Genomic DNA, 9,732 nt, shown 5'->3' with positions numbered 1-9,732 from the left:
AACGTTGAACAAAGGAGTACCGCCTTGCCAACCGCTCTCATCCTTGGTGCCTCGCGGGGCATCGGTCTCGAATTCGTGCGCCAGTACCGCGCCGACGGCTGGCGGGTGCTGGCCGTTGCGCGCAGCGACGACGGCGTCAAGGCCATCGAGGCACTCGGCGCCGAAGCGCTGCGCGCCGACCTGACCGACGCGGGCCAGGTCGCCGGCCTGGGCTGGAAGCTGGACGGCGAGTCCATCGACGTGGCGATCTACAACGCCGGCGTGATCGGCCCGCGCACCGAAGGCGCGCAGCCCGTGACCCGCGAGGACTTCGACAAGGTGATGCACGTCAATGTGCTGGGGCCGATGATGGCCCTGCCGTTGCTGCTGCCGCTGGTCGAGACCGGGCGTTCCGGCAAGGGCGGCGTGCTGGCGGTGCTGGCCTCGCGCATGGGCAGCATCGGCACCATGGACAGCAACCGCAGCTGGCTCTACCGGGTCAGCAAGGCTGCGGCCAACGCCGCGCTGAAGGCGGCCTCGCTCGACGCGCGCCATGCCACCTGCCTGGCCTTCCACCCCGGCTGGGTGCAGACCGAGATGGGCGGCAAGGAAGCCGACCTCACGCCGCAGCAAAGCGTCTACGGCATGCGCGGTGTGATCGCCGGCGTGACCCGCCAGGACAACGGCACGTTCCGCAACTACGACGGCAGCGTGATCCCGTGGTGAACGCCGCGTGCGCTGACTCCCCCGGCATGCCTGCCGTGGCAACAACCTTGATGACCTGACATGCTGCTTACGCCAGAACAGGAAATGATCCGCGACGCCGTGCGCCAGTTCGCGCAGCAGGAGATCGCCCCGCACGCCGCCGCCTGGGACCGCGACAAGGTCTTCCCCAAGGCCGTGCACCGCGAGCTGGCCGGGCTCGGCGCCTATGGCGTGGCCGTGCCGGAACAATACGGCGGCGCCGGGCTCGACTATCTCTCGCTGGCGCTGATCCTGGAAGAGATTGCCGCAGGGGATGGCGGCACTTCCACCGTCATCAGCGTCAACAACTGCCCGGTGTGCAGCATGTTGATGGCTTTCGCCAGCGAGGCGCAGAAGCAGCAGTGGCTGGTGCCGCTGGCGCGCGGCGAGATGCTCGGCGCCTTCTGCCTGACCGAGCCGCATGTCGGCTCGGACGCCGCCGCGCTGCGCACCAGCGCGGTACGGGACGGCGACGACTACGTGCTCAACGGCGTCAAGCAATTCATCACCAGCGGCAAGAACGCCGATGTGGCGATCGTCCTCGCCGTGACCGACAAGGCCGCGGGCAAGCGCGGCATCAGCGCTTTCCTGGTGCCCACCGCCACGCCCGGCTATGTCGTGGCGCGGCTGGAGGAGAAACTCGGCCAGCACTCCTCGGATACCGCGCAGATCCTGTTCGAGGATTGCCGCGTGCCTGCGGCCAATATGCTGGGCGAGGAGGGCGCGGGCTACAAGATGGCGCTGTCCGGGCTGGAAGGCGGGCGCATCGGCATTGCCTCGCAAAGCATCGGCATGGCGCGTGCAGCCTTCGAGGCGGCGCTGGCCTACGCCAGGGAGCGCGAGAGTTTCGGCCAGCCGCTGTTCTCGCACCAGGCGGTGCAGTTCCGCCTGGCCGACATGGCGACAAGAATCGAGGTGGCGCGGCAGATGGTATGGCATGCCGCCGCGCTCAAGGACGCGGGGCGGCCCTGCCTGAAGGAAGCCGCCATGGCCAAGCTCTACGCCAGCGAGATGGCCGAGACGGTATGCTCGGACGCCATCCAGGTCTTCGGCGGCTATGGCTATGTCAACGATTTCCCGGTCGAGCGCATCTACCGGGATGTCCGCGTCTGCCAGATCTACGAGGGCACCAGCGATATCCAGAAGATACTGATTGCGCGGGCGCTGGCCTGATGGCGCCCGATGGCACCGGGCGGCGGCCGCATCGCCCGTGCCCCCGAACCAGCGTAACATCGCAGCACCAACGTACTGAACCCACCCGGCCAGAGGCCAGGAGCCCCCAACCATGACTGCTGCCATCGATTTCTACTTCGATTTCTCCTCGCCCTACGGCTACTTCGCCAGCACGCGCATCGACGAGCTGGCGCAGAAGTACGGGCGCATCGTCGCCTGGCATCCGATCCTGCTCGGCGTCGTGTTCAAGACCACCGGCAGCGCGCCGCTGCCGCAGGTGCCGCTCAAGGGCGACTACGCCTGGCGCGATTTCGAGCGCACGGCGCGCTTCCACGGCATCGAGTACAAGCGTCCGGCGCACTTCCCGCTGCCCACCACGCAGGCCGCGCGCGCCGTGCTGTGGCTGCAGAACCATCATGGCGACGATATCGCCACCGCGTTCGCCAAGGCGGTGTTTCACGCCTACTTCGTCGATGACATCAATATCGCCGAACCCGCCGAACTGGTGAAGCTGGCCGAGTCGCTCGGCATCGACGGGCGCGCCATGGATGCCGGTGCCAGCAGCTTCCAGATCAAGGACCAGCTCAAGGCCGAGATCGAGGTGGCCATGGCCAAGGGCGTGTTCGGCTCGCCCTTCGTCATCGTCGACGGCGAACCGTTCTGGGGCTTCGACCGCTTCGACCAGATCGAAGCGCATCTCAAGAGCCGGCGCCCGACGGAACTGCGCGCGGTTCCCGGCAAGGGCAGCAACCCGGACAGCGACACAGACAGCAGCAAGGAAAAACAACCCGCATGAACGCCAGCATCAGGCCGCCGCGCCATCCCCGTTTCGATTGCGTGATTTTCGACTGCGACGGCGTGCTCGTCGACAGCGAGCCCATTGTCAACCGCGTGCTCAACGAGATGCTCAACGAGCTCGGCATCCGCATTTCGCTCGAAGAATCCACCCAATGGTTCCTCGGCCGCGCGGTGCGCGAAGAGCTCGGGAACATCGAGCGCAGGCGCGGCGCGCCCTTGCCCGAGAACTGGCTGTCGCACTGGTTCGTCCGGCGCAATGCGGTGCTGGAGGCGGAGGTGCAGGCGGTACCGCATGTGCGCGAGGCGGTGTCCGCGATTGCCGGCGCCGGCCTGCCCGTCTGCGTGGCCTCGGGCGCGGATCGCGTCAAGGTCAAGCTGCAGCTGACCCGCACCGGGCTGGTCGAGCTGTTCCGGCAGGATGAGCGCGAGCATATCTTCTCGTCCACCGAGGTCGCGCGCAGCAAGCCCGCGCCCGACGTCTACCTGCTGGCGGCGCGCACCATGAACGTGGATCCGGCGCGTTGCGCGGTGATCGAGGACAGCCCGACCGGCATCACCGCGGGCGTTGCCGCGGGCATGACCGTGTTCGGCTATGCCGCGCGCAACGCCGCGGACGCGCTGCTGGCGGCCGGCGCCGGCAGCACCTTCGCCGATATGCGCGAGCTGCCGGAGCTGATCGGATGAAAGCGCGCGCGTCCGGTGCCGGCACTGGCGCCTGCCCATGCGGCGGGGGCGACTATGCTACCTGCTGCGGGCGCTTTCATCGCGGCGAGGCGCTGCCCGGCAATGCCGAGCAGTTGATGCGCTCGCGCTACACCGCCTATGTGCTGGGTGACATGGACTGGCTGCGCCACACCTGGCATCCGTCCACCTGCCCGGACGATCTCGCTGCCGACGCCGCCACGCGCTGGCTCGGACTGGCGGTCAAGGCGCATGCGCAGCAGGACGAGACCCACGCGCAGGTGGAATTCGTGGCGCGCTACAAGGTGGGCGGGCGCGCCTGGCGGCTGCACGAGCGCAGCCGTTTCGTACGCGAGCCGCGCCTTGCCGGGGAGGCGCCGCGTTGGCTCTATGTCGATGGGGACATGTTGGGGGAGACGCCATGACATCGAAGGCCACAACGGACGACACCGGGGACGCCGCGAACACCGGCTGCCTGCCGTATGAGCCGATGCCGGGCCACCCGTTGCCGAAACGCGCGGCCTGAAGGCGCGGACGGCAAGAGGCAGCGGGCAAAGGGCGGCAAAGGACGGCAAAGGACGACGAGGGGCGGCGACGGAGCAAGCGATCATGAGAGGAATACATCGGCTGGCTCTGGTCGTGATGCTGGCGGCAATGGCCAGCGCCGCGCTCGCGCAGGACGCCGCGCCGGGTCCCTCATCCACCCCCAGGCCGGCGGAGCAGGTCGTGATGATCCCCAAGCCGGGCATGATTTTCTCGCTCGAACTGGAGGCCACCGTCTTCAAGCCATCCGGCGAGGGCCCGTTCCCCCTGGTCGTGATCAATCACGGCAAGGCACTCGGCAAGCCAGCCTTCCAGGGACGTGCGCGTTACCTCGCGCAGAGCGCCGAGTTCGTCAGGCGCGGCTATGCGGTGGTGGTGCCGATGCGCCAGGGCTTTTCCAAGTCCGGCGGTGCTTATATCGGCGGTGGCTGCAATGTGGAAAGCAACGGCCTTGTGCAGGCCGAGGATGTGGTCGCTACGCTTGACTACATGGTCAGGCAGTCCTACGTCGACAAGTCGCGCATCGTTGTGATTGGCCAGTCGCACGGCGGGCTGACCACCATGGCCTTCGGCACCATTGCCTACCCGGGCGTTCTTGGCGTGATCAATTTTGCCGGCGGGCTGCGTGATGAATCGTGCAACCGCTGGGAGTTCAACCTGGAGGATGCGTTCGCCGACTATGGCAAGCGGGCGCACTATCCCTCGCTCTGGCTGTATGGCGACAACGACAGTTACTGGCCGCAGCCGCTGCCGGAAAAGTTCTTCGCCGCCTACAGGGCGCAAGCGCATGGCGCCGCCGCCAATGCCCGCATGGTGGATTACGGGACCTTCGCCCGCGACTCGCACGCGCTGTTCGGCAGCCGGGCCGGCCTGCCGATCTGGCTGCCGGAGGTGGCACGGTTTTTCAAGGAAATCGGGCTTCCCTTCGATCCGCAGCCTTAAAGGACAGGACGGGGCTGTTTTTTTTCGCGGTTGATTCGAAACTCGCGCGGCCAGCATTGGGCCATGGTGTGAAGATAAGCGCATGCAGGCGTCGCGATGTCGTGTGGATGCTGGCTTCTCCGTGCTTTGTCGCCCAACGTGCGTGCAACGTGTAAATCCGGTCCTGTTTGCCAATTGGCCGGGGAGCTCCCTACCATGACTCTCCCCAACCCGCGCGCAAGTGCCGCCCCGCCAGGCTCCCGCCGGCGCAGCCGGCCGGCATGCGGACAACAAAGGAGGGTTCCCTTGGAAGACCAGTCCAATTCCGCGCCCACCGCGCCGCAGACGCCGCTATCGCTCGGCGAACGCAGCCAGCACGCGGTATGGCATCCGTGCACGCCGCTGCGGCCCGATGCCGGCGAGCCGCCGCTGGGCATTGCCCGCGGCGAAGGCCCGTGGCTGTACGACACCGGCGGCCAGCGCTATTTCGACGCCACCAGTTCCTGGTGGGTCAACCTGTTCGGCCACGCCAACCCCGACATCAACGCCGCGCTGCGCGAGCAGCTCGATACGCTGGAGCACGTGATGCTGGCCGGCTGCACGCATGCGCCGGCGGTGGAGCTTGCCGAGCGCCTGTCGGCCCTGACCGGCGGCGCGCTCGGCCATGCCTTCTATGCCAGCGACGGCGCCTCGGCGGTCGAGATCGCGCTGAAGATGAGTTTTCACTATTGGCGCAACACCGGCCTGGCCGGCAAGCGCGAATTCGTGTGCCTGCGCCACGGCTACCACGGCGAAACCGTGGGCGCGCTGGCGGTCACCGATGTGGCGATCTTCCGCGATGCCTACGACCCGATGCTGATGCGCTCGCACGTGGCGATGTCGCCCGATGCGCGCCAGGCCGCACCGGGCGAGAGCGCGGCGCAGGTGGCGCAGCGCGCGCTGGACGAGCTCGAGGTGCTGTTGCAGGCGCGTGGCGGGCAGATTGCAGCCATCATCATCGAGCCGCTGGTGCAGTGCGCCGCCGGCATGGCGATGCACGATCCGCTCTACCTGGAAGGCGTGCGCGCCCTGTGCGACCGCTACCGCGTGCACCTGATCGCCGACGAGATCGCGGTCGGCTGTGGCCGCACCGGCACCTTCTTCGCCTGGGAGCAGGCCAGGGGCGGCAGCCAGGCAAGCGATGCACGGCAGGACCAGCAGGACCAACAGGACCAACAGGACCAGGCGCCGCTGCCGGCGCACCTGTGGCCGGATTTCCTGTGCCTGTCCAAGGGCATCAGCGGCGGCTACCTGCCGCTCTCGCTGGTGCTCTCGCGCACCGCCATCCAGCAAGCCTTTGTCTCGGGCGCGCAGGACCCGGACCGCGCCCGCAGCTTCCTGCACTCGCATTCCTATACCGGCAACCCGCTCGCCTGCCGCGCCGCGCTGGCAACGCTGGACTTGTTCGCCAGGCAAGACGTGGTGGCGCGGAACCGCCAGCGCGCCCAGTGGCTGGCGCAGGCCATGGCCGGGCTGGCAGCCGATGCGCGCCTGGAGCACGTGCGCCAGCGTGGCCTGATCTGGGCCGCCGACGTGCGCGAGGCATGCATGCCGAATGGCGCCGGGGACTTCGCCGCGCGCTTTCACCGCATCGCGCGCGCGCAGGGCGTGCTGATCCGTCCGATCGGGCGCACCCTGTACGTCATGCCGCCCTATGTGTTCGACGCCGGCATGGCGCAGTGGCTGGCAACCCGGCTGCAAACCACACTAGACGCAGTACTGGCCGGCGGCATCGACAGGATCGATGGCGACGGCAACGGTACCGGCGCACCCAAGGAGATAAGCCATGCTGCTTGAACACCTGACCCTGGCCGCCGCCGAGCGCGATGAACAGGCGCTGACACGCCGCCGCCGCACCGCGCATTCCGCGTGCGCGCCGCACCAGGATGTGAGCGACGCCTGTGGCGGCGAACTGCATCCCCTGCTGATGTTCTGCAGCAACGACTACCTCGGCCTGGCCAATCATCCCGCGCTGATCGAAGCGATGGGCGAGGGCGCGCGGAAATACGGTGCCGGCAGCGGCGCATCCCACCTGGTCAGCGGTCATTCGCTGGCCCACCACCGGCTCGAGACCGAACTGGCGGAGTGGTTCGCCCCGTTCATCCCGCACGCGCAGGCGCTCTACTTCTGCACCGGCTATATGGCCAACATGGCGGTGCTGACCTCGCTGGGGGGCACCGATGCCACGCTGTTCTGCGAAGAGCTCAACCACGCCTCGCTGATCGACGGCGCCCGGCTGGCGCGTGCCGACGTGAAGCGCTACGCCCACCGCAATGTGGCCGAGCTGGAGGGCTTGCTGGGCACCAGCAGCAGCCCGCTCAAGCTGATCGTCACCGACAGCGTGTTCAGCATGGACGGCGATCTCGCGCCGCTCACCGAACTGCTGGACCTGGCCGAGCGCCACGATGCGTGGATCATCGTCGACGACGCGCATGGTTTCGGGGTGCTGGGCGAGCAAGGCCGCGGCGTGCTCGAACATCTTGCCCTGACGTCGCCCCGCTTCATCTATATCGGCACCCTGGGCAAGGCTGCTGGCGTGGCCGGCGCCTTCGTGGCCGCGCACGAGACCGTCATCGAGCATCTGGTCAACACCGCGCGGCAATACATCTACACCACGGCCGCGCCGCCGGCGGTGGCGCATGCCTTGTCCGCCAGCCTGGCGCTGATCGCGGGCGAGGAGGGGCGGCAACGCCGCGCGCAACTCGGCGCCCTGATCCGTACGCTGCGCGGCGGACTCGCCAGCCTGACGCGGGCCGCGGGCTGGCGTCTTGGCGAAAGCGCCACTGCCATCCAGCCCGTGATCGTCGGCGACAACATGGCGGCACTGGCACTGTCCGCGGCGCTGGAGGCCGACGGCATCCGCGTCGGCGCGATCCGGCCGCCCACCGTGCCCGCCGGCACGGCGCGCCTGCGCATCACCTTGTCGGCCTCGCATACCCAGGCCGATGTCGAGCGCTTGCTGGCCAGCCTCGGCAGCGTGATACCGCGGAGGGATGCATGACGAGCCGGCGCGGCCCCATCGCCTGCTTCGTCACTGGCACCGACACCGGCGTCGGCAAGACCCACGCCAGCGCCACGCTGCTGCATGCGCTGCGCGCCGCCGGCCATCGCGCGGTCGGCATGAAGCCGGTGGCGAGCGGCAGCGAGTGGCGCGGCGACCACTGGCATAACGATGACGTGGCGCAACTGCGCGAGGCCAGTGCGGTCGATGTGCCGCAGGCACTCACCTGTCCCTTCCTGCTGCGCACGCCGGCCTCGCCGCACCTGGCTGCCGCCATCGAAGGCGCGCGCATCACGCGCGAGCCGATCCGCGCCGCTTTTGCCGCGCTGCAGGCGCAAGCCGACGCGGTGGTGGTGGAGGGCGTGGGCGGTTTTCGCGTGCCGCTCGACGGCGCACCGCGGGAAGAGGGCGGCTGGGATACGGCTGACCTCGCCGCGATGCTCGGCCTGCCGGTGCTGCTGGTGGTGGGCATCCGCCTGGGCTGCATCAGCCATGCGCTGCTGACGGCCGAAGCCGTGCGTGCCCGCGGCTTGCATCTGGCCGGCTGGATCGCCAACCGCATCGATCCCGCCATGGATCTCGCCGACGAAAACATCGACACCCTGCGCGGCGCGCTGGGCGTCCCTTGCCTCGGCACGCTGCCGTGGCAGAGCGCGCCGGCCGATGCCGCCAGCCAGCTCGCGCTGGCCCCTCTGCTGTCCGCCTGCCGCGCCGGCGCAACCGGCCCCGCGGCCTGACCGCGCCTCCTGCAGATACCGATACCGAAGCCACAATAAAACCGGAAACCAGAACGATCATGAGCACCACTACCCACGCTGACGACACCGTCGCCACCATCTCCGCCGACACCCTGCGCCAGACCGCGCGCCGCTTTGCCGAGCCTGCCGCCGGCGCCAAGCCGGGCGACTGGAGCGTCGCCGAGGTCGCCGCGCTGTACGCGCTGCCGTTCAACGACCTGATGTTCCGCGCGCAGCAGACGCACCGCGAGCATTTCGATGCCAACGCCGTGCAGCTGTCCACCCTGCTGTCGATCAAGACCGGCGGTTGCGAGGAGGATTGCGGCTACTGCTCGCAGAGCGCGCACCACGATGCCGGCGTGACCGCCAGCAAGCTGATGGCGCTGGAGGAAGTCCTGGAGGCGGCGCGCGCGGCCAAGGCCAATGGCGCTGGCCGTTTCTGCATGGGCGCGGCCTGGCGCAGCCCCAAGGAGCGCCATCTCGAACCCGTGATCGAGATGGTGAAGGAGGTCAAGGCGATGGGCCTGGAGACCTGCGTCACGCTCGGCATGCTGGAAGCCGAGCAGGCGCAGCGCCTGAAGGAAGCCGGCCTGGACTACTACAACCACAACCTCGATACCTCGCCCGAGTTCTATGGCGAGGTCATCACCACGCGCACCTACCAGGACCGGCTCGACACCATCGGCCATGTGCGCGAGGCCGGCATCAACGTCTGCAGCGGGGGCATCATCGGCATGGGTGAGTCGCGCGAGGCACGCGCCGGGCTGATCGCGCAGCTCGCCAACCTCGATCCGTATCCCGAGTCGGTGCCCATCAACAACCTGGTGGCGATCGAAGGCACGCCGCTGGCCGGCGTCGCGCCGATCGACCCGTTCGAGTTCGTCCGCACCATCGCGGTGGCGCGCATCACCATGCCGCGCGCCATGGTGCGCCTGTCCGCCGGCCGCCAGGCCATGGACGACGCCCTGCAGGCGCTGTGCTTCATGGCCGGCGCCAACTCGATCTTCTATGGCGACAAGCTGCTGACCACCGGCAACCCCCAGGCGGACCGCGATCGCGCACTGCTGGCCCGCCTGGATATCCGCACCGAGGGCTACGCAGGGTAAGCTAGCGGGG

At 68.6% G+C, this 9,732-nt stretch carries 10 protein-coding genes; all 10 read left to right on the top strand.

All coding sequences use genetic code 11. The features are described from left to right. Window positions 1-24 precede the first annotated feature (24 nt). The 10 genes from P3W85_RS10500 to bioB all read left to right on the top strand — a co-directional run bounded on the left by P3W85_RS10500 (window position 25) and on the right by bioB (window position 9,722). Window positions 25-705: an SDR family oxidoreductase gene (locus P3W85_RS10500; RefSeq protein WP_276264738.1), complete on the top strand. Its 681-nt coding sequence runs from the start codon at window positions 25-27 to the stop codon at window positions 703-705. Window positions 706-765: 60 nt separating this feature from the next. Then, window positions 766-1,896 carry an acyl-CoA dehydrogenase family protein gene (locus P3W85_RS10495; RefSeq protein WP_017225693.1) on the top strand — a complete coding sequence of 377 codons (1,131 nt, stop codon included), beginning with the start codon at window positions 766-768 and terminating at the stop codon, window positions 1,894-1,896. 112 nt (window positions 1,897-2,008) lie between these two features. Next, entirely contained in the window at window positions 2,009-2,692 is a 684-nt protein-coding gene (locus tag P3W85_RS10490; RefSeq protein ID WP_276264737.1) for a 2-hydroxychromene-2-carboxylate isomerase, read from the top strand. Continuing rightward, window positions 2,689-3,378: an HAD family hydrolase gene (locus P3W85_RS10485; protein WP_276264736.1), complete on the top strand. Its 690-nt coding sequence runs from the start codon at window positions 2,689-2,691 to the stop codon at window positions 3,376-3,378. Before P3W85_RS10490 ends, P3W85_RS10485 begins: the two co-directional genes overlap by 4 nt. Next, window positions 3,375-3,800 (top strand): YchJ family metal-binding protein, encoded by a 426-nt coding sequence (locus P3W85_RS10480; protein ID WP_017225696.1) that lies wholly within the window; start codon window positions 3,375-3,377, stop codon window positions 3,798-3,800. Before P3W85_RS10485 ends, P3W85_RS10480 begins: the two co-directional genes overlap by 4 nt. A 184-nt stretch (window positions 3,801-3,984) precedes the next feature. Continuing rightward, window positions 3,985-4,860 (top strand): dienelactone hydrolase family protein, encoded by an 876-nt coding sequence (locus P3W85_RS10475; RefSeq protein ID WP_276264735.1) that lies wholly within the window; start codon window positions 3,985-3,987, stop codon window positions 4,858-4,860. Between the two features lie 285 nt (window positions 4,861-5,145). Continuing rightward, window positions 5,146-6,675, top strand: coding sequence for an aspartate aminotransferase family protein (locus P3W85_RS10470; RefSeq protein WP_276264734.1), 1,530 nt, complete (start codon window positions 5,146-5,148; stop codon window positions 6,673-6,675). Continuing rightward, window positions 6,665-7,879 carry an 8-amino-7-oxononanoate synthase gene (bioF, locus tag P3W85_RS10465; RefSeq protein WP_276264733.1) on the top strand — a complete coding sequence of 405 codons (1,215 nt, stop codon included), beginning with the start codon at window positions 6,665-6,667 and terminating at the stop codon, window positions 7,877-7,879. The genes P3W85_RS10470 and bioF overlap by 11 nt, the downstream gene beginning before the upstream one ends. Continuing rightward, a complete protein-coding gene (gene bioD, locus P3W85_RS10460) occupies window positions 7,876-8,616 on the top strand; it encodes a dethiobiotin synthase (protein ID WP_276264732.1) in 741 nt (246 codons plus the stop codon). The genes bioF and bioD overlap by 4 nt, the downstream gene beginning before the upstream one ends. A gap of 59 nt (window positions 8,617-8,675) precedes the next feature. Beyond that, window positions 8,676-9,722: a biotin synthase BioB gene (gene bioB / locus P3W85_RS10455; RefSeq protein ID WP_017225893.1), complete on the top strand. Its 1,047-nt coding sequence runs from the start codon at window positions 8,676-8,678 to the stop codon at window positions 9,720-9,722. The last annotated feature ends 10 nt before the right edge of the window (window positions 9,723-9,732 follow it).

The sequence above is a fragment of the Cupriavidus basilensis genome (assembly GCF_029335485.1).
GTDB lineage: Bacteria > Pseudomonadota > Gammaproteobacteria > Burkholderiales > Burkholderiaceae > Cupriavidus > Cupriavidus basilensis_E.
This window is presented reverse-complemented; position numbering and strand designations above follow the sequence as displayed.

Coding starts and splice junctions, on each gene's coding strand:
- P3W85_RS10495 (WP_017225693.1), top strand. CDS start 766: ATGCTGCTTACGCCAGAACAGGAAATGATCCGCGACGCCGTGCGCCAG.
- P3W85_RS10490 (WP_276264737.1), top strand. CDS start 2,009: ATGACTGCTGCCATCGATTTCTACTTCGATTTCTCCTCGCCCTACGGC.
- P3W85_RS10485 (WP_276264736.1), top strand. CDS start 2,689: ATGAACGCCAGCATCAGGCCGCCGCGCCATCCCCGTTTCGATTGCGTG.
- P3W85_RS10480 (WP_017225696.1), top strand. CDS start 3,375: ATGAAAGCGCGCGCGTCCGGTGCCGGCACTGGCGCCTGCCCATGCGGC.
- P3W85_RS10475 (WP_276264735.1), top strand. CDS start 3,985: ATGAGAGGAATACATCGGCTGGCTCTGGTCGTGATGCTGGCGGCAATG.
- bioF (WP_276264733.1), top strand. CDS start 6,665: ATGCTGCTTGAACACCTGACCCTGGCCGCCGCCGAGCGCGATGAACAG.
- bioD (WP_276264732.1), top strand. CDS start 7,876: ATGACGAGCCGGCGCGGCCCCATCGCCTGCTTCGTCACTGGCACCGAC.
- bioB (WP_017225893.1), top strand. CDS start 8,676: ATGAGCACCACTACCCACGCTGACGACACCGTCGCCACCATCTCCGCC.